The 18,929-nt window shown below is 63.0% G+C and carries 10 protein-coding genes, 2 tRNA genes and 3 rRNA genes; 10 read left to right on the forward strand and 5 right to left on the reverse strand.

Features of this window, described 5'->3' with window-relative positions; all coding sequences use genetic code 11:
• Nucleotides 1–50: 50 nt before the first annotated feature.
• Nucleotides 51–1,487 carry an aminotransferase-like domain-containing protein gene (locus AC1DSA_RS15475; protein WP_477890694.1) on the forward strand — a complete coding sequence of 479 codons (1,437 nt, stop codon included), beginning with the start codon at nucleotides 51–53 and terminating at the stop codon, nucleotides 1,485–1,487.
• 12 nt (nucleotides 1,488–1,499) lie between these two features.
• Here AC1DSA_RS15475 and AC1DSA_RS15480 read toward each other — a convergent pair whose 3' ends face one another.
• Entirely contained in the window at nucleotides 1,500–3,218 is a 1,719-nt protein-coding gene (locus AC1DSA_RS15480) for a phospholipase D-like domain-containing protein (RefSeq protein WP_477890696.1), read from the reverse strand.
• An 83-nt stretch (nucleotides 3,219–3,301) separates the two neighbouring features.
• The gene (locus AC1DSA_RS15485; RefSeq protein WP_477890698.1) at nucleotides 3,302–5,176 is read right to left on the reverse strand and encodes an ATP-binding cassette domain-containing protein; all 1,875 of its coding nucleotides are present in this window, start codon (nucleotides 5,174–5,176) and stop codon (nucleotides 3,302–3,304) included.
• A 115-nt stretch (nucleotides 5,177–5,291) separates the two neighbouring features.
• Between AC1DSA_RS15485 and AC1DSA_RS15490 the strand changes: the two genes are divergently transcribed.
• The 7 genes from AC1DSA_RS15490 to rrf all read left to right on the forward strand — a co-directional run bounded on the left by AC1DSA_RS15490 (nucleotide 5,292) and on the right by rrf (nucleotide 13,679).
• The gene (locus tag AC1DSA_RS15490) at nucleotides 5,292–5,744 is read left to right on the forward strand and encodes a (2Fe-2S)-binding protein (RefSeq protein ID WP_477890700.1); all 453 of its coding nucleotides are present in this window, start codon (nucleotides 5,292–5,294) and stop codon (nucleotides 5,742–5,744) included.
• Nucleotides 5,741–8,011 (forward strand): xanthine dehydrogenase family protein molybdopterin-binding subunit, encoded by a 2,271-nt coding sequence (locus AC1DSA_RS15495; protein ID WP_477890702.1) that lies wholly within the window; start codon nucleotides 5,741–5,743, stop codon nucleotides 8,009–8,011. The genes AC1DSA_RS15490 and AC1DSA_RS15495 overlap by 4 nt, the downstream gene beginning before the upstream one ends.
• A gap of 421 nt (nucleotides 8,012–8,432) precedes the next feature.
• A 16S ribosomal RNA gene (locus tag AC1DSA_RS15500) occupies nucleotides 8,433–9,963 on the forward strand.
• Nucleotides 9,964–10,054: 91 nt separating this feature from the next.
• Nucleotides 10,055–10,131, forward strand: a tRNA-Ile gene (locus AC1DSA_RS15505).
• A 23-nt stretch (nucleotides 10,132–10,154) separates the two neighbouring features.
• Nucleotides 10,155–10,230: transfer RNA gene (locus AC1DSA_RS15510), tRNA-Ala, on the forward strand.
• A gap of 319 nt (nucleotides 10,231–10,549) precedes the next feature.
• Nucleotides 10,550–13,429: ribosomal RNA gene (locus AC1DSA_RS15515) — 23S ribosomal RNA — on the forward strand.
• 137 nt (nucleotides 13,430–13,566) lie between these two features.
• Nucleotides 13,567–13,679: ribosomal RNA gene (gene rrf, locus AC1DSA_RS15520) — 5S ribosomal RNA — on the forward strand.
• Together the 16S, 23S and 5S rRNA genes with 2 tRNA genes alongside form the textbook arrangement of a ribosomal RNA operon.
• Nucleotides 13,680–13,760: 81 nt before the next feature.
• Here the strand turns inward: rrf and AC1DSA_RS15525 are convergent.
• The 3 genes from AC1DSA_RS15525 to AC1DSA_RS15535 are packed head-to-tail and all read right to left on the reverse strand — an operon-like array spanning nucleotide 13,761 to nucleotide 17,169.
• The gene (locus AC1DSA_RS15525; protein ID WP_477890704.1) at nucleotides 13,761–14,702 is read right to left on the reverse strand and encodes an MBL fold metallo-hydrolase; all 942 of its coding nucleotides are present in this window, start codon (nucleotides 14,700–14,702) and stop codon (nucleotides 13,761–13,763) included.
• Complete coding sequence (locus tag AC1DSA_RS15530) at nucleotides 14,699–16,387, reverse strand: AMP-binding protein (RefSeq protein ID WP_477890706.1); 1,689 nt, start codon at nucleotides 16,385–16,387, stop codon at nucleotides 14,699–14,701. The genes AC1DSA_RS15525 and AC1DSA_RS15530 overlap by 4 nt, the downstream gene beginning before the upstream one ends.
• A 47-nt stretch (nucleotides 16,388–16,434) precedes the next feature.
• Nucleotides 16,435–17,169 (reverse strand): FFLEELY motif protein, encoded by a 735-nt coding sequence (locus tag AC1DSA_RS15535; protein ID WP_477890708.1) that lies wholly within the window; start codon nucleotides 17,167–17,169, stop codon nucleotides 16,435–16,437.
• 64 nt (nucleotides 17,170–17,233) lie between these two features.
• Between AC1DSA_RS15535 and AC1DSA_RS15540 the strand changes: the two genes are divergently transcribed.
• Nucleotides 17,234–18,148, forward strand: a complete 915-nt coding sequence (locus AC1DSA_RS15540) for an esterase/lipase family protein (RefSeq protein ID WP_477890710.1) — start codon at nucleotides 17,234–17,236, stop codon at nucleotides 18,146–18,148.
• 102 nt (nucleotides 18,149–18,250) lie between these two features.
• Entirely contained in the window at nucleotides 18,251–18,898 is a 648-nt protein-coding gene (locus tag AC1DSA_RS15545) for a helix-turn-helix transcriptional regulator (RefSeq protein WP_477890712.1), read from the forward strand.
• The last annotated feature ends 31 nt before the right edge of the window (nucleotides 18,899–18,929 follow it).

The raw sequence follows: 18,929 nt of genomic DNA on the forward strand, positions 1-18,929 counted from the left end.
TCACCGGCGCTTCTGTGCTGCCCCAGGTGCCAGTACACAGGACGACTCCCATGCTGATGAAGGCATCTTCCCAATCGCTCACCGAGCAGCTTGCCGGCCGTTTTTCCGAGCGCATCCGCAACCGGCTGCTGGCCGCGGGCACCCGGCTGCCCTCGGTGCGCCAGTGCGCGGCGCAGCACGGCGTGAGCCCGTCCACGGTGGTGGCCGCGTATGACCAGCTGCTGGCGCAGGGCCTGGTGGAGGCGCGCAGGAACCGAGGCTTCTTCGTGCGCGAAACCTCGGCCCCCGTCAACGGCGAGGACGCAGCGCCGGTGCTGCCGGCGGGCTTCAACGCGGCCCACTGGATCGTCGCGCGCCGCGGGCCGGCACCGGTGAACGCGACCTCATTGATCCGCGGCATGTTCCACAAGATCAGCGACAAGCCGCAGCCAGGGATGGGCGTGTTCCCCTCCGACTGGCTGGAGTCCACTTTCATGCCGGCGGCCGTGCGCAAGGTCACGAGTACGAAGGCGCTGCACGCCTTCTCGCTGCAATACGGCGAACCGCTGGGCGACGGTGGACTGCGGCGGGCACTGGCGCACAAGCTGACCGGGCTCCACGTGCCGGCGACGCCGGACCAGATCATCACGACGGTCGGCGCGACGCATGCGCTGGACATCATCAGCCGCACGCTGCTGCGGCCGGGCGATCCGGTGATGGTGGAGGAGCCGGGCTGGGCCGTGGAGTTCGCGCGGCTGACGGCGCTGGGCATGCATCTGCTGCCCGTCCCGCGCCGGGCCGACGGGCCCGACCTGGAGGTCATGGCGAAGTACTGCGCGGTACACAAGCCCAAGCTCTACGTGAGCGTGAGCGTGTTCCACAACCCCACGAGCTATTGCCTGTCACCGGGGAGCGCACACCGGATTCTGCAACTGGCGCACCAGCACGACTTTCACGTGGTGGAGGACGACACGTACAGTCACATCGCGCCGCAGCACGCCACGCGGCTGTCCGCGCTCGACGGCCTGCAGCGCACCATCTACGTCGGCGGCTTCGCCAAGATCCTGGCGCCGAACTGGCGCATCGGCTTCCTCGCCGCGCCGCCTTCACTGGTCGAGCAGTTGCTGGACACCAAGTTGCTCGCAACGCTGACCACGCCCGCGCTTCTGGAAAAGGCGCTTGCGCTGTGCATCGAGCAGGGCCAGCTGCGCCGGCACTCCGAGCGCATCCGCACCCGGCTGGACGCGGCGCGCAGCCGCAGCGTGAAGCTGGCGCTGAATGCCGGCTGCCGATTCGCCGCGGAACCCGCGGGCCTGTTCGGGTGGGTGGACACCGGTGTCGACACGGACGCGCTGGCGCAGCGCATGCTGGATGAAGGCTACCTGCTGGCCCCCGGCGCGCTGTTCCATGCCGAGCGCACTCCGAGCACGCTGATGCGCATCAACTTCGCGACCACGCAGGACGCGGCCTTCTGGAAGAAATACACGGAACTGGTGAAGCGGATGTAAGGCCGCGCGCGGCTACAGCATCTCGTCGGGCGAGAAGCGGCCCAGCACGCGCACCAGCATCTTGAGCTTGGTGCTTGCGCCTGGCTCGCCGGTCTCGTCCCGGAAGCTGGCGCCCTGGGGTGCGCGCCAGTGGAGCTTGCCATCGCGCCCTTCCAGGCGGTATGCCGCCGAGGCCAGCGTGTCTTCGACCTGGCGCGTCGCCTGCTGCGCGAGGGCGGTGCTGCGGATCAGGAGACCGACCTCGCTGTTCTTCAACTGGGAGCGCAGATCCAGGTTCATGGAGCCGATCACCGAATAGCGCTGGTCGATGATCACCGCCTTGGAATGCAGACTGGCACGCGAGCCGCTGTTGCCCTTGGAACCGCCGGGCCCGCTACCCCACCAGCCGGTTTGCTTCTGGTTCTGCGAACTGGAGCCGAGCAGGGCCGCCGCGGTTTCGGGGTCGGAGCGCATCTCGTAAAGCTCGACACCCATGTCCAGCAAGGCGTTACGGTAGCGCGCGTAGCCCGCGTGCGCGGCCGGTGCGTCGTTGGAGGCGAGCGAGTTGGTGAGCACGCGGATCCGCACCCCGCGTTTTCGCAACTGCTCGTACACGGCCATCATGCGGGCGCCCGGCACGAAGTAGGGAGAAATGATGAGCACGTCGCCCTGGGCCTGCTGCATGAGGTTGAGCAGGCCGTCGATCACGGTCTCGCCGGCGTTGACCTCGTCGTCGCCCGGACCGACCTTGCCGGGCTTGTCCACGAGCAAGGTGGAAGGTGCCCAGGTGAGCGGGACCGAGCGCAGGTCCATCGGGGGACGCTCGGCCTGGATCACGGCGGTGGGCGTGACGGAGGGCAGCACCGTTGGCGAAACCGTCACGGGCAAGGCGACCGCGGGCGGCTGCGGCGTGCCGGTCGCAGGGCCGGTCGCGGAGGCGGGCGCCTGCGGTTTGCGCAGGGACTCCAGTTCCTTGGGATCGAGCAGGGTTTCGACCGGATAGGAGAGTTCGTCGTTCCAGAAGCGGTCGAAGCTGGCCGACATGTCCTGCACGATGCGGCCGGCGGCCAGCACGTCCAGGTCCACGAAGTTCTGCTTGTCACCGCTGCCGAAGTAGCGGTCACCCAGGTTGCGGCCGCCGGTGATGCCCCACGCGTTGTCGGCGATGAACAGTTTGTTGTGCATGCGCTTCTGCATGCGGCCGACGTCGTGCAGCGACGTGACCACCCGGCCGATCATGCTGCTGCGTGATCCCGGGAGCGGATTGAACAGGCGCATCTCCACGTTGGGTTCGAACGCGAGGCGCAGCACCTGCGCGTCTTCGCCGACGGAGTTGAAGTCGTCGAGCAGGATGCGCACGTGCACGCCGCGCCGCGCTGCTTCGCGCAGGCGCTGCAGGATCACCTCGGTGCTGGCGTCGGCGTGGATCGCGTAGTACTGCAGGTCCAGGCTGCGCTGGGCCGCATCGGCCATCGCCAGCCGGCTGGACAGCGCGTTGTCGACCGTGTCCAGCAGAAAGAATGCGGAATCGCTTCGCGCGCCGGCTTGCGCGCGTCGGGCCTGCACCAACTGCCCGAGCTTGGTCTGGTCGGCCTGGGCAAAGTGCGCGGAAGGCGTGCGGCCGGTGTTCGCCGGCAGGCTCGCGCAGCCGCCGGTCCAGCCCAGGAAGAGTGTGATCGCCAGCCAGCGACAGAGGCCGGGCCAGAAGGGGGACGGCCGAAGGGCAGTGGTCTCGGAAGGGCAGGCGTGCATGGGTCCAGCGACTTTAGCGGCGCCCTCTGCGCAACGGGGCCCGGACAGGTCAGCTATGACCGCCTTCGGATGACGGCAGGAGCCTACAGTTGACCCAGGGTCTCCCAGCGTTCTAGCGCCGTCATCAGCTCGTCCTCGATGCGCTCGCTGCGCGAGGCGAGTTGCTGCGCGCGACCGGGGTCCTCGCCGTACACGCGGCCATCGGCGAGTTGCGACTGGATCTCCTTTTGTTCCAGCTCGAGCGCCTCGATGAGCGCGGGCAACGCTTCCAGTTCGCGCTGCTCCTTGTAGCCAAGCTTGCGGCGCTGCGGCGGGGGTGGCGCCGCAGCCGCCGGCGCTTGCGACGGCGCGCGCGAGGATGATGGCGGCGCCGCCGGCACCTGCGCGAGCTCGCGCGCGCGGCGCGACTGGGTCAGCCAGTCCTGCACGCCTCCTTCGTACTCGCGCCAGCGCCCGTCGCCTTCGAAGGCGATCGTGCTGGTGACGACGTTGTCCAGGAAGGCGCGATCGTGACTCACCAGGAACACGGTGCCTTCGTAATCCTGCAGGAGTTCCTCCAGCAATTCGAGGGTCTCGATATCGAGGTCGTTGGTGGGCTCGTCCAGCACCAGCACGTTGGCGGGCCGGGCGAACAGACGCGCGAGCAGCAGCCGATTGCGCTCGCCGCCTGACAGCGATCGCACCGGCGAGGTGGCGCGCGCGGGCGAGAACAGGAAATCGCCGAGATAGCTCTTGACGTGCTTGCGCTGCTTTCCGATCTCGATCCACTCGCTGCCGGGGCTGATGAAATCCTCCAGTGTCGCGTTCGGGTCGAGCGCACTGCGCATCTGGTCGAAGTAGGCCACCTGCAGGTTGCTGCCGAGTCGCACCCGCCCGCTGTCCGGCGCGAGTTCGCCGAGGATCAGCTTGAGAAGCGTGGTCTTGCCGGCGCCGTTGGGGCCGATCAGGCCCACCTTGTCGCCGCGCAGGATGGTGCTGCTGAAGTCCCGCACGATCACCCGCTCGCCGAATGACTTCGACACGTGCGCGAGTTCGGCCACGATCTTCCCGGTGGGTTGCCCCGTGGCGACTTCCATGCTCACGCGCCCAAGCGCTTCGCGGCGGGCCACGCGGCGCGCGCGCAGCTGTTCCAGGCGCGTGATGCGGCCCTGCGCGCGGGTGCGGCGAGCCTCTACCCCCTTGCGCACCCAGACCTCCTCCTGCGCGAGCAGCCTGTCGGCCTTGGCGTTGACGATGGCCTCCTGCGCGAGCTGATCCTGCTTGAGCGCCTGGTACCTGGAAAAATTGCCGGGATAGGAAAGCAGTCGTCCGCGATCGAGTTCGACGATGCGCGTGGCCACCCGGTCCAGGAAGGCGCGGTCGTGGGTGATCAGCATCACGCTGCCGCGATACTCCAGCAACAGGTTCTCGAGCCACTCGATGGAATCGAGGTCGAGGTGGTTGGTCGGTTCGTCCAGCAGCAGCACTTCCGGTCGACGCACCAGCGCCTGCGCCAGCGCGACGCGCTTTCGGTTGCCGCCCGACAAGGTGTTGATCCGCGCTTCGGGGTCGAGATGCAGCCGGTGCAAGGTTTCGTCCACGCGCTGCTGCCAGTTCCAGCCGTCCTGGGCCTCGATGCGTCCCTGGAGCGCGTCCAGGTCGCCACGGCCGTGCGTGTAGTCGTCGATCAGCGCGACCACGTCCGCCAGTCCGGACTGGACCGACGCAAAGACCGTCGACTCGGAGTCGAGTTCGGGTTCCTGCTGAACGAAGGCCGTGTGCAGGCCTTGTTGCCGCTGCACTTCGCCGTCGTCGGGACGCTCGAGGCCGGCCAGGATGCGCAGCAGCGAGGACTTGCCGGCGCCATTGCGTCCGATCAGGCCGACCCGCTCTCCGGCCTCCAGCGAAAAATCGGCGTGGTCCAGCAAGGCTACATGGCCGAAGGCGAGCTGGGCGTTGGCGAGCGTGATGAGGGCCATGAGGGAACCGGAAAAGGCATGGAGCGTAGCACCGCCGCTGCAGTGGCGCCGCGAGGCATCGGCAACGTGGTGGCGCTTGGCTATAGTGGGACCTGCCGTTCAAGGGAGGGGTTCCGTGGAGCTCAATATCAATGGCGCGCGGCAGCAGGTGGAAGCCGACCCGGCCATGCCCCTGCTGTGGGTGCTGCGGGATCTGTTGCAGTTGACCGGAACCAAGTTCGGCTGCGGCGTCGCGGCCTGCGGTGCGTGCACCGTGCGCGTCAACGGACAGGCCGTGCGCTCCTGCGTGGTTCCGGTGGGGAGCGTGACCGGCAAGGCCATCCAGACCATCGAAGGCCTGGGCACGTCCGCCCGGGCCCATCCCCTGCAAGCCGCGTGGATCGCCGAACAGGTACCCCAGTGCGGCTACTGCCAGAGCGGCATGCTGATGGCGGCCGCGGCGCTCCTGGAGCGCAAGCCCAAGCCCACGGACGCCGACATCGACGAGGCGATGACGAACATCTGCCGCTGCGGCACCTACCAGCGGGTGCGCGCCGCCATCAAGCGCGCGGCGGGGCTCAAGGCGTGAAGCGACGGACCTGGCTGCTCGGCACCACGGCGAGTGCGGGCGCTCTGCTGGTCGGCTGGCTCGCGACGCCGCAGCGCTCGCGACTCGGACTCGCGTCGATGATGAGACCAGGTGAAGGGGACATCGCACTGAACGGCTGGATCAAGGTCCTGCCGGACGGCACGGTGGTGCTGGCGATGCCGCGCAGCGAGATGGGGCAGGGCGTGCATACGGCGCTCCCTCAGCTGGCGGCGGAGGAGCTCGACGTGCCGCTGGCCAGCGTGCGCATCGAGCAAGCCGGATGGGACGCCGTGTATGGCAACGTCGCCATGCTGATGGGTAACCTGCCTTTCCATCCGTCCGAGGAGGATCGCGAAGATGGTTTGGGCCGCGTGAAGGCCGGACGCTGGGTCGTGGGCAAGCTCGGGCGCGAACTCGGGCTGAATGTCACTGGCGGCTCGAGCAGCGTCGCGGATGCATGGGATGTGGTCCGTGTTGCCGCGGCGACCGCCCGTGCGTCGTTGCTGGGGGCGGCCTCCCTGCAGTGGAAGTTGCCCATCGACGAACTGCAGGTCATCGACGGCGTCGTGACGCATCCTTCGGGGCACTCCGCAAGTTATGGGGAACTGGCTCGCGTCGCTGCCGCGACGCCACCTGGCACGGTGCAACTGAAGGCGCGCCAGAGCTGGCGCGTGATCGGCAAGCCCGCGGCGCGCCTCGACGTGCCAGGCAAGGTGAATGGCACTGCCCGCTTCGGGCTGGACGTCCGCCTGCCGGGAATGAAGTTCGCCGCCTTGCGTCTGTCCCCGATGCTGGGGGGGGCGCCCGGGCGGATCGACGCGAAGGCGGCCATGGCGTTGCCCGGGGTCGAGCGCCTGGTGCTGCTCCCTGCCTTTGCGGGATCCTCGGGAGGTTTTGCGATCGTCGCCGCGAGCTTCTGGCAGGCTCAGCGGGCGGTGCAGGCCGTCGACGTGGAATGGCGGGGCCGTGCGGCGGGTGACCTGAACTCGAACCACATTGCGCTCGCGCTGGAACAAGCGGTGAAGCAGCACGAGGGCCATCAATTCTTCGCGGTCGGCGACGTGGACCCGGCGTCCCGCGATGGCGCGCGCACCCTCGAATCCTGGTACAGCGCGCCGTTCCTCGGGCACGCGACGCTGGAACCGATGAACGCGACGGCGAGGGTCGACGGCGATCGGGTCGAGGTCTGGGCGCCGACCCAGGTTCCCCCCATGTGCCGCGCCGCCGCGGCGCGCGTGGCCGGAGTGCCGATCGAGCGCGTGGATCTGTATGTCACCTTGTTGGGGGGCGGCTTCGGGCGCAGGCTCGAGGTGGATTACGTGGCGCAGGCGGTGCGCGTCGCGATGGACATGCCCGGTGTCCCGGTGCAGTTGATCTGGTCGCGGGAGGAGGACATGCGCCATGACTTCTACCGTCCCATGCATGTAGCGCGCCTGCGCGCGACGATCGATCGGGCGGGGCAACCCGTGGGGCTGCAGATCAAGTCCGCCGGCGACGCGATTTCCCCTCGCTGGATGGAGCGGGGCCTGCCGCAGCTGGCCGGCCCCATCGACCTGCCGGACAAGACGGCCTCCGAAGGCCTGTTCGACCAGCCCTATGGCTTTCCGCACCGGCGCATGGAGCACGTGTTCACGCACAGCGGGGTCCCCGTGGGTTTCTGGCGGTCCGTCGGGCATTCCCACAACGCCTTTTTCGGCGAGTCGTTCATGGATGAACTGGCGTGGTCACTGGAGCATGACCCCATTGAACTGCGGCGTGCGCTGCTAAAGGACGCTCCTCGGCACCTCGCGGTCCTCAATCTGGTGGCCGAGAAAGCGGGATGGGGGACGCGGGTCATGCCCGCCGGGCGAGCTCTCGGCGTCGCGCTGCATGAGTCGTTCGGCTCTGTGGTCGGGCAGGTCGCCGAGGTGTCGGTGGACAAGGGGGTTCCACGGGTCCACCGTGTCGTCTGCGCTATCGACTGCGGCACGGTGATCAATCCCCAGATCGTCGCCCAACAAATGGAAGGCGCAGTCGTGTTCGGGTTGACGGCCGCCTTGTACGGGCGGATCGACATACGAAACGGGGTCGTCCAGCAGGGAAACTTTCCCGATTACGCCATGCTCCGGCTCGCATCGGCCCCGCTCGTTCAGACGTGGATCGTCCCCAGCGAGCGGCCCCCCGCCGGTGTCGGGGAACCCGGCGTTCCGCCGGTAGCGCCTGCGGTGGCCAATGCGCTGTTCAGGCTGACGGGGCAACGGCAGAGGAGCCTGCCCTTCGCGCTGTAGACCTCGGGTTTTCCCTTGTGCTATAGTTGCAGGCTTCGCTGATCACGGCGGCGCGAAAAGCGCATCGGGGGCAGCGGAGAGAAAAAGCCCAAACGCTTCGGCGGACGATCAAAAGTCGGTATAGAATCTAGGGCTTCGCTGTTGACGCCAGCGACTCGCGACGTAAGCGCGAATCGCAAACGAAGCAGCAAAAACAGCTGGACAGAGCTTCAAAAAATCTGTCATAATCGAGGGCTTCGCTGATCGCAGCGGGGTTGGCAAGGAAAGAAGGCGCAATGCTGGAAGTTCTTGCGGGTTCGTTAACAACATACAGCCGATAAGCGTGGGCGTTTGATGGCGATTGCCAAGTTCTTCGGAACAAATCAAACGCTCAACGAAAAGAAGTGAAGTTCACTTCGATTCCTAGAGCAAATTCAAGATCGAACTGTAGAGTTTGATCCTGGCTCAGATTGAACGCTGGCGGAATGCTTTACACATGCAAGTCGAACGGCAGCACGGGGGCAACCCTGGTGGCGAGTGGCGAACGGGTGAGTAATACATCGGAACGTGCCCAGTCGTGGGGGATAACGTAGCGAAAGCTACGCTAATACCGCATACGAACTCTGGTTGAAAGCGGGGGATCGCAAGACCTCGCGCGATTGGAGCGGCCGATGGCAGATTAGGTAGTTGGTGGGGTAAAGGCTCACCAAGCCGACGATCTGTAGCTGGTCTGAGAGGACGACCAGCCACACTGGGACTGAGACACGGCCCAGACTCCTACGGGAGGCAGCAGTGGGGAATTTTGGACAATGGGCGCAAGCCTGATCCAGCCATTCCGCGTGCAGGATGAAGGCCCTCGGGTTGTAAACTGCTTTTGTACGGAACGAAAAGGCCTTTTCTAATACAGAGGGCTCATGACGGTACCGTAAGAATAAGCACCGGCTAACTACGTGCCAGCAGCCGCGGTAATACGTAGGGTGCAAGCGTTAATCGGAATTACTGGGCGTAAAGCGTGCGCAGGCGGTGATGTAAGACAGGTGTGAAATCCCCGGGCTTAACCTGGGAACTGCATTTGTGACTGCATCGCTGGAGTGCGGCAGAGGGGGATGGAATTCCGCGTGTAGCAGTGAAATGCGTAGATATGCGGAGGAACACCGATGGCGAAGGCAATCCCCTGGGCCTGCACTGACGCTCATGCACGAAAGCGTGGGGAGCAAACAGGATTAGATACCCTGGTAGTCCACGCCCTAAACGATGTCAACTGGTTGTTGGGTCTTCACTGACTCAGTAACGAAGCTAACGCGTGAAGTTGACCGCCTGGGGAGTACGGCCGCAAGGTTGAAACTCAAAGGAATTGACGGGGACCCGCACAAGCGGTGGATGATGTGGTTTAATTCGATGCAACGCGAAAAACCTTACCTACCCTTGACATGTCTGGAATTTCGCAGAGATGTGAAAGTGCCCGAAAGGGAGCCAGAACACAGGTGCTGCATGGCTGTCGTCAGCTCGTGTCGTGAGATGTTGGGTTAAGTCCCGCAACGAGCGCAACCCTTGTCATTAGTTGCTACGAAAGGGCACTCTAATGAGACTGCCGGTGACAAACCGGAGGAAGGTGGGGATGACGTCAAGTCCTCATGGCCCTTATGGGTAGGGCTACACACGTCATACAATGGCTGGTACAGAGGGTTGCCAACCCGCGAGGGGGAGCCAATCCCATAAAACCAGTCGTAGTCCGGATCGTAGTCTGCAACTCGACTGCGTGAAGTCGGAATCGCTAGTAATCGCGGATCAGCATGTCGCGGTGAATACGTTCCCGGGTCTTGTACACACCGCCCGTCACACCATGGGAGCGGGTTCTGCCAGAAGTAGTTAGCCTAACCGCAAGGAGGGCGATTACCACGGCAGGGTTCGTGACTGGGGTGAAGTCGTAACAAGGTAGCCGTATCGGAAGGTGCGGCTGGATCACCTCCTTTCTGGAAACCGCAATCCAATTCAAACGTCCACACTTATCGGTTGTTGGAAGATGTCGCCAGCGACGTCAAAAGCTCGTCACGCGACCGGCCTGGGTCTGTAGCTCAGTTGGTTAGAGCACCGTCTTGATAAGGCGGGGGTCGTTGGTTCGAGACCAACCAGACCCACCATCTCCAGTGCGCAAGAATTCTCTGGGGGATTAGCTCAGCTGGGAGAGCACCTGCTTTGCAAGCAGGGGGTCGTCGGTTCGATCCCGTCATCCTCCACCATCAACCCATCGGACAACATCAACACCAAAGCGGCTTGGCTTTTTTGGCCAGGCTGTTTTGTTGTTGACTGCGGCATCTGCTGCAAGTCAATCGGCTGTTCTTTAACAATTCATAGAGTCGAATCAGCGTTGTTGGCGGAAACTGCACATTCGTAAAGGTTTAGTGCAGACCGTGCCGCCAATGACAATTTTTTGATTGCGTCAACCAGACTTCAATTGAGCGAAAGCTGCAATTTGAAGACGGCATAACGCGCGAGGTGAAAGACCTCGCGATTCCTTGATTGGCTTGTGAATCCTCGTGAGAGGGGTCAAAGTTATAGGGTCAAGTGAATAAGAGCATGTGGTGGATGCCTTGGCGATTACAGGCGACGAAGGACGTGATAGCCTGCGATAAGCTTCGGGGAGCTGGCAAATAAGCTTTGATCCGGAGATTTCCGAATGGGGAAACCCACCGCGCAAGCGGTATCGCATGATGAATACATAGTCATGCGAGGCGAACCGGGTGAACTGAAACATCTCAGTAGCTCGAGGAAAAGACATCAACCGAGATTCCGAAAGTAGTGGCGAGCGAAATCGGATGAGCCTGCTAGTGATAGCGCAGAACTTAGCGGAACGGCTTGGAAAGGCCGGCTACAGAGGGTGATAGCCCCGTACGTGAAAAGATCTGTGTGGTACTAAGCTAGCGAAAAGTAGGGCGGGACACGTGAAATCCTGTCTGAACATGGGGGGACCATCCTCCAAGGCTAAATACTCGTAATCGACCGATAGTGAACTAGTACCGTGAGGGAAAGGCGAAAAGAACCCCGGGAGGGGAGTGAAATAGATCCTGAAACCGCATGCTTACAAAAAGTCGGAGCCCGCAAGGGTGACGGCGTACCTTTTGTATAATGGGTCAGCGACTTACATTCAGTGGCAAGGTTAACCGAATAGGGTAGCCGCAGGGAAACCGAGTCCGAACAGGGCGTCCAGTCGCTGGGTGTAGACCCGAAACCAAGTGATCTATCCATGGCCAGGATGAAGGTGCCGTAACAGGTACTGGAGGTCCGAACCGACTAGTGTTGCAAAACTAGCGGATGAGCTGTGGATAGGGGTGAAAGGCTAAACAAACTTGGAAATAGCTGGTTCTCTCCGAAAACTATTTAGGTAGTGCCTCGCGTATTACCTTCGGGGGTAGAGCACTGTTTTGGCTAGGGGGTCATGGCGACTTACCAAACCAAGGCAAACTCCGAATACCGAAGAGTACAGCGCGGGAGACAGAGCACCGGGTGCTAACGTCCGGACTCAAGAGGGAAACAACCCAGACCGCCAGCTAAGGTCCCTAAAATTGGCTAAGTGGGAAACGAAGTGGGAAGGCTAAAACAGTCAGGATGTTGGCTTAGAAGCAGCCATCATTTAAAGAAAGCGTAATAGCTCACTGATCGAGTCGTCCTGCGCGGAAGATGTAACGGGGCTAAGCCAGTTACCGAAGCTGCGGATTTGCACGCAAGTGCAAGTGGTAGGAGAGCGTTCTGTAAGCCTGTGAAGGTGGCTCGAGAGGGCTGCTGGAGGTATCAGAAGTGCGAATGCTGACATGAGTAGCGTTAAAGCGGGTGAAAAGCCCGCTCGCCGTAAGCGCAAGGTTTTCTACGCAACGTTCATCGGCGTAGAGTGAGTCGGCCCCTAAGGCGAGGCAGAGATGCGTAGCTGATGGGAAACAGGTCAATATTCCTGTACCGATTGCAAGTGCGATGTGGGGACGGAGAAGGTTAACTCAGCCGGGTGTTGGATGTCCCGGTTCAAGCCTGTAGTCGTGCCTGGTAGGTAAATCCGCCGGGCTTAGATGAGGGGTGATAACGAGGCGGCTTGCCGCCGAAGTGAGTGATACCCTGCTTCCAGGAAAAGCCACTAAGCTTCAGCTTGCAACGACCGTACCGCAAACCGACACTGGTGCGCGAGATGAGTATTCTCAGGCGCTTGAGAGAACTCGGGAGAAGGAACTCGGCAAATTGACACCGTAACTTCGGAAGAAGGTGTGCCTTTAGTAGGTGAAGTCCCTCGCGGATGGAGCCCAATGAGGTTGCAAAAAATCGGTGGCTGCGACTGTTTAATAAAAACACAGCACTCTGCAAACACGAAAGTGGACGTATAGGGTGTGACGCCTGCCCGGTGCTGGAAGATTAAGTGATGGGGTGCAAGCTCTTGATCGAAGTCCCAGTAAACGGCGGCCGTAACTATAACGGTCCTAAGGTAGCGAAATTCCTTGTCGGGTAAGTTCCGACCTGCACGAATGGCGTAACGATGGCCACACTGTCTCCTCCCGAGACTCAGCGAAGTTGAAATGTTTGTGATGATGCAATCTCCCCGCGGAAAGACGGAAAGACCCCATGAACCTTTACTGTAGCTTTGTATTGGACTTTGAACGGATCTGTGTAGGATAGGTGGGAGGCTTTGAAGCCGGGTCGCTAGATCTGGTGGAGCCAACGTTGAAATACCACCCTGGTGCGTTTGAGGTTCTAACCTAGGCCCGTTATCCGGGCCGGGGACAGTGCATGGTAGGCAGTTTGACTGGGGCGGTCTCCTCCCAAAGCGTAACGGAGGAGTTCGAAGGTACGCTAGTTACGGTCGGACATCGTGACGATAGTGCAATGGCATAAGCGTGCTTAACTGCGAGACTGACAAGTCGAGCAGATGCGAAAGCAGGACATAGTGATCCGGTGGTTCTGTATGGAAGGGCCATCGCTCAACGGATAAAAGGTACTCTGGGGATAACAGGCTGATACCGCCCAAGAGTTCATATCGACGGCGGTGTTTGGCACCTCGATGTCGGCTCATCTCATCCTGGGGCTGTAGCCGGTCCCAAGGGTATGGCTGTTCGCCATTTAAAGAGGTACGTGAGCTGGGTTTAAAACGTCGTGAGACAGTTTGGTCCCTATCTTCCGTGGGCGCTGCAGATTTGAGGAAGCCTGCTCCTAGTACGAGAGGACCGGAGTGGACGCACCTCTGGTGTACCTGTTGTCACGCCAGTGGCATTGCAGGGTAGCTAAGTGCGGAAGAGATAACCGCTGAAAGCATCTAAGCGGGAAACTCGTTTCAAGATGAGATCTGCCGGGGCCTCGAGCCCCCTGAAGAGTCGTTCTAGACCAGGACGTTGATAGGCTGGGTGTGGAAGCGCAGCAATGCGTTAAGCTAACCAGTACTAATTGCTCGTGCGGCTTGACCCTATAACTTTGATCAATCGATCAAGGTGTTATGCCAAGGTTGAACGCAATCAGAAATCAAGCGCAGCATCCGCTGCACTGCTGACTAGACTCTATGAATTGGTCTTGCTGGACCCCGTCCAGCAGGGCAAAAAGTTAAGCCTGATGACCATAGCGAGGTGGTCCCACTCCTTCCCATCCCGAACAGGACAGTGAAACGCCTCTGCGCCGATGATAGTGCGGGTTCCCGTGTGAAAGTAGGACATCGTCAGGCTGTTATAGCGACGAAGGCCCGGCAGCAATGCCGGGCCTTTTGTTTTTAGTTCGTGTCTTTCGCTTGCACACCGCAAGAAATTCAGGCGTTGGCCACATTCGGTCCATTGAAGCGAGCTGCGCTGCTGCGAACAAGCTCCTCCAAGATCGACGCCAGCCAGACTTCCAGCGCATGCGCGGTAAACCACCGCTGCCAAACCATCGCGAAGTACGGCGTGCGATCTGCCCAAGCCATGAAGTCGGTGCGCGGCACAGTCTGCAGTTCCAAGAGCTTGAACTTCATCAGCACCTTCGCCGCATGAGCGGCGTGCTTTTCCGGGTGGGTCAGATAGGCGTCCAGCCTGCTGTGAGCTCTGGCCAAGGCTCCCGCGACATCGCTGAACACCGATCCATGTCCCGGAATGACCACCTTGGGCCCGAGCCGCTCGATGACGTCAAGGGTCGTCCTTACCTCAGAAAACGCCTCCGACCCCTCAAGTTCCTGAAAGACGACACCGAAGCCGTTTTGCCACAACGCGTCCGCTGAGATCAACGTTCGTGATTCCGGTTCGAACAGGACGACCGAGTGTGAATCGTGACCGGGCGCCGCATGGACCTGCCACAGAAATTCACCGAGTTGCAGGGACGTTCCGGGACGCAATGTTCCTTCGATGTGGAACCGTGGGCACTCCTGCCCCGTCGGTTCATAGGTCAGCGCGACACGGTCCCATGCACGAACGGACTCTGCCAGTCCTGGCGGGATGAGTGTCCGCAGCGCCGGCCAGCGCGCCTGCAACGCTGCGTTTCCACCGCAGTGGTCGCTGTGCAAGTGGGTGTTGACCAGTGTGGTCACAGGACTATCCCCCGCTGCGCGCGCGACCAATTCCACCGTCTGCGTCGAGTGCGTCCAGTAGCCGCTGTCCACGACGGCAGTACCCGAGCGCCCCCGAAGGACGACGTTGTTGGACGACAGCCAGCCCCGCTCCAAAACCGTCACACCGGAAGGGAGCAAAGATGTCCCCGGATTCGCGCTGGTTTCGCTCACCGCACTGCGCGCAGTTCCCGCCGCAGGATCTTGCCGACATTGCTCTTCGGCAGTTCGTCGCGGAACTCGATGTACTTGGGCACCTTGTAGCCGGTGAGGTTCTCGCGGCAGTGGCTGACCACGCCATCCTCCGTGAGGGTCTCGTCGTTCTTCACCACGAACACCTTGATCGCCTCGCCTTGTTTTTCGTCCGGCACGCCCACGGCCGCACATTCCACGACGCCAGGGCACAGGGAAATGACGTTCTCCAACTCATTGGGGAACACGTTGAAACCGCTCACCAGGATCATGTCCTTTTTGCGGTCGACGATCTTCGTGTAGCCGCGTTCGTCCATCACACCCACATCGCCGGTGCGCAGATAGCCGTCCGCGGTGAACGCATTGGCATTCTCCTCGGGCTTTTCGAAATACCCGGGCGTGACGTTGGGACCCTTGATGCAGATCTCACCCGTTTCGCCGACCGCCAGCGACCGCCCTTCATCGTCCTTGATCGCGATATCGATCCCCGGCAAGGGCAGCCCGATCGTCCCGGAGAACTCCTTGGAGTTCAGCGGATTGTTGGTGCCGATCGCGCAGGTCTCGCTCATGCCCCAGCCTTCCACCATCACGGAACCCGTCACCTGCCGCCAGGACCGCGCGGTCCCCTCGGAGGCGGCCATGCCTCCTGCCTGCGAAACGCACAGCTGCGAGAAGTCGACCGATCGAAACTGGGGATGCTGCAGCAAGGCATTGAACAGCGTATTGACCGCAGGAAGCATGTGGAACTGCCGCTTCTTCAGCACGTCGATGAAGCCGCCGATGTCGCGCGGATTGGGAACCAGCGTCATGTGCGCTCCCCACCGGATCGCCAGCAGGCACAGCGTGAGCGCAAAGATGTGATACAGGGGAAGCGCGGCGATGCCGTTGACGCGGCTGACGTCGCCGATGCGGCCCAGCGCCGGCGTGAACCACGCCTCGGCTTGCAGGATGGCCGCCACCACGTTGCGGTGCGTGAGGACGGCCCCCTTGGACAAGCCGGTCGTGCCCCCTGTGTACTGGAGGAACGCGATCGAATCGAGCGTCTGCTGGCTCGGGCGCAGCGGCAACCGGGACCCCTCTGCCACCGCCGTGGAAAACGGAGTGACTTCGCAGGTGTCCGTCTGGGCCAGGCGGTAGGCAGGCACCATCTTCGCCAGGTGCCGCACGGCAAAAGTGATCCACTGACCGTAGACGGTGCCCAGAAGGTCGCCCATGGCGGTCACGACCACGTGGCGTACCGCCGTCCGGGGAAGTGCTTCCTCCAGCGTGTGGCAGAAGTTCTCCAGGATCACGATCGCCGAAGCCCCGGAGTCCTTCAGCTGGTGCTCCAGTTCGCGCGCCGTGTAGAGCGGATTCACGTTCACGCAGGTGTAGCCGGCGCGGAGCACCGCCGCCATCGTGACGGCAAACTGCGGGATGTTCGGCAGCATGATCGCCACGCGGGCTCCCGGTTCGAGGCCCCGAGACTGCAGCCACGCCGCCAGCGATTGCGACAGCTCGTCGAGCTGCCGGTACGTCATCCAGCGTTCCATGCAGACCGAGAAGGGACGTGCCGCGTTCTTGCGGAACGACTCCTCCAGCAAGTGCGTCAGCGATCCGTATTGCTCGGGATTGATGTCGTGAGGTACCCCGTCGGGGTAGCTAGCCAGCCAGGGCCTGTGGTCCATTCCAACGCTCCTTCTCGCGAAGTCTTGCGCACGGTCGCCCCGCAACGTTAGCGGGCTTGTCCTAGGGTGCGCTGCAGCTCGGTCTCGCAAGCAACGGAGTCGGCATCGAACAGCAGGTCGATGAGGCGCTGCTCGCGCTCCCGGATCAGCTGCAGGAAGCGCTCCGCACCGCCTCGTTGCTTGGCCATCGCCCCGAAAGTGTCGAAACCGGACTCCAGGAAGCGCTGCAAGGAGCTCATGCCCGCCGCGGAAGCGGGGCCGCGCATCATGCGCAGCATGGTGCGCAAGCCGGGCAGACGCGTGAGCCGGATCATTTCGGCGCCGATGGCCACGACCCTCTCCAACTGTCGCAGCCGATCCTGCCGCCGGTCCACGGCCTTCCACGCACGCACATAACCTACGATGTCGTCGTGACCATCCATCGCCTCGATCCGGGCCATGGCGTGATCGAGCGATTCCGTCAGGGCATGCAACTGGGCGAGCGCCGATGCGGTCTGCGCGACATCCTTCGGGAACAGCTTCTCCACGGCGCCGGCGATCCGGGCGAACTGCGCATCGCGTTCGCCGAAGTCGCGATCGCTGTACAGCTCCTCCAGGAAAAAGCGCGTCGCCGCGGCGTAGTCAACCGAAGAAAGCAGGTCGGCATAGCTGCCGGCAAACCGTCGCCCCTGGAAGCGCTTGAGCCGTTGCACCGCCGTTCCAATGGAAGGGACGAGGCGGCTCTCCTCACGCAGTCGCTCGACCTCGGCAACGGCTTCGCGGATGGTTTGCGCAGTGTTCATGCCTGCGGCTAGTCTAGCGGCGCAGAAAGGTCAAAGTCGACATCCCCATGGGATACTGACCGTGATGCCCAGCCGCTCCAGCCTCGCGCGACTGCTGCAGGTCGCCTGCCTGGCCCAGATCGGGTTGGCCGCTGCCTGGCTGGTCGTCCGGTGGACAAGTTCGCCCTGGCAGGCCCTGCTGGAGGCCGCCTTGACCATGGCGATAGCACCGCTCGCGCTCGCCGCGGAATTTGCGGTCGTCTGGCGCTTCAGCCGGACCGATCCTGCGCCGAAGCCGACGGTGGTGCAGCTCCTGCGCGCGTGGCTCTCCGAGACCGGTCACCTGTTTCGCACCTTCTACTGGCGGCAGCCCTTTCGCTGGAAGAGTGAGCCCGACCACCTGGAGGGCGCGCGCGCGGGCCGGGTCGGCGTGGTGCTGGTTCACGGTTTCATGTGCAACCGCGGTTTCTGGAACGCCTGGATGCGCACGTTGCGCGCGCAAGGCCATGCCTACGTCGCCGTGAACCTCGAGCCGGTCTACGGGTCCATCGACGACTACGCGGCGGCGATCAACGACGCCGTGGCGCGGGTCACGCGCTGCACCGGTCGTGCCCCGTTCCTCGTTTGCCACAGCATGGGAGGGTTGGCCGCACGCGCCTGGTGGAGGCAGTCGCGGGGCGTCCGTCCAGTCCAGGGCATCGTCACCATCGGCACTCCGCATGGCGGCACCTGGCTGGCGCGATTCAGCACGCGCGTCAACGGGCGGCAGATGCGGCTGGGAAGCGACTGGGTCCGGGAGCTGGCGGCCCACGAGTCACGCCATTCGCTGCCACCCGTCACCTGCTGGTACACGAACTGCGACAACGTGGTGATCCCCGCCACCACCGCTGTCCTGTCTGCGGCGGACCAGCGCTTCCTCGCCGGACAGGCGCACGTGGCCCTGGCCTTTCGACCCGAAGTACGGCGAGCGGTCCTGGAATTGCTGGGGCGCGACGGATGACCTCCGTCAAGGTGAATCCGTCACCAAGACGGCACTGGAGAATGCCTATCGGCCGTGCAGGCCTGTCCCTAAGCTCTGCCCTGCACTTCGTAGGGGAGCATGATGGATGGAGCCTTGGAGGGAGCGCACGGCGCCTCGTTCGTCGCCGGCTTGATGGACGGCGCGGGACATGGACTGTCATGGGTGCTGGATGAACTCGCCTACGGCGTGCTGCTGGTTTCCCCGAAAGGGAAAGTCCTGCATGCGAACCAGCCGGCGCGCCACGAACTCGCGCGGCGCCAGATGGTGTCCGTGCACGAAGGCCACGTGCAAGCCGGGGACGCCGTGCAGTCCAAGCTGCTGCTCCAGGCGCTCCTCAAGGCGGAGACCGGCCGACGCAGCCTCGTCGGGCTGCGTTCGCCCGTACGCAAGCGCCTCAACGTGGCCGTCGTCCCGTTGGGGTCGGATCGCCCCCACCCTTCCATCGCCCTCATCTTCTCGCGGGCCTCCGTCTGCGATGCGGTCATGCTCTGCTTCTTTGCCCGCACCCACGGACTCACGCCCTCCGAAGAGCAGGTGCTTGCCATGCTGTGCCAGGGCTTTTCGGCGCCGGAAGCAGCCAAGCAACTGAACGTGGCGGTGTCCACCGTGCGCAGCCACGTCCGCAGCCTCTGTGCCAAGACGCAGTCCAACAGCGTGCGAGCACTGGTGGGGCAGGTCGCCGTGCTGCCGCCCATTGGCGCTGCGCACCTGCAGGTACCCCTGCACTGACCCCGTCTGCGGGCGGCCGCACCCATGCTAG

The sequence above is a fragment of the Ramlibacter sp. P4_H7 genome (assembly GCF_056400765.1).

What these genes read in the sequence shown, in the direction of transcription:
- AC1DSA_RS15475 (WP_477890694.1), top strand. Translation starts at nt 51, where the DNA reads ATGCTGATGAAGGCATCTTCCCAATCGCTCACCGAGCAGCTTGCCGGC.
- AC1DSA_RS15480 (WP_477890696.1), bottom strand. Translation starts at nt 3,218, where the DNA reads ATGCACGCCTGCCCTTCCGAGACCACTGCCCTTCGGCCGTCCCCCTTC.
- AC1DSA_RS15485 (WP_477890698.1), bottom strand. Translation starts at nt 5,176, where the DNA reads ATGGCCCTCATCACGCTCGCCAACGCCCAGCTCGCCTTCGGCCATGTA.
- AC1DSA_RS15530 (WP_477890706.1), bottom strand. Translation starts at nt 16,387, where the DNA reads ATGGACCACAGGCCCTGGCTGGCTAGCTACCCCGACGGGGTACCTCAC.
- AC1DSA_RS15535 (WP_477890708.1), bottom strand. Translation starts at nt 17,169, where the DNA reads ATGAACACTGCGCAAACCATCCGCGAAGCCGTTGCCGAGGTCGAGCGA.
- AC1DSA_RS15540 (WP_477890710.1), top strand. Translation starts at nt 17,234, where the DNA reads ATGCCCAGCCGCTCCAGCCTCGCGCGACTGCTGCAGGTCGCCTGCCTG.
- AC1DSA_RS15545 (WP_477890712.1), top strand. Translation starts at nt 18,251, where the DNA reads ATGGATGGAGCCTTGGAGGGAGCGCACGGCGCCTCGTTCGTCGCCGGC.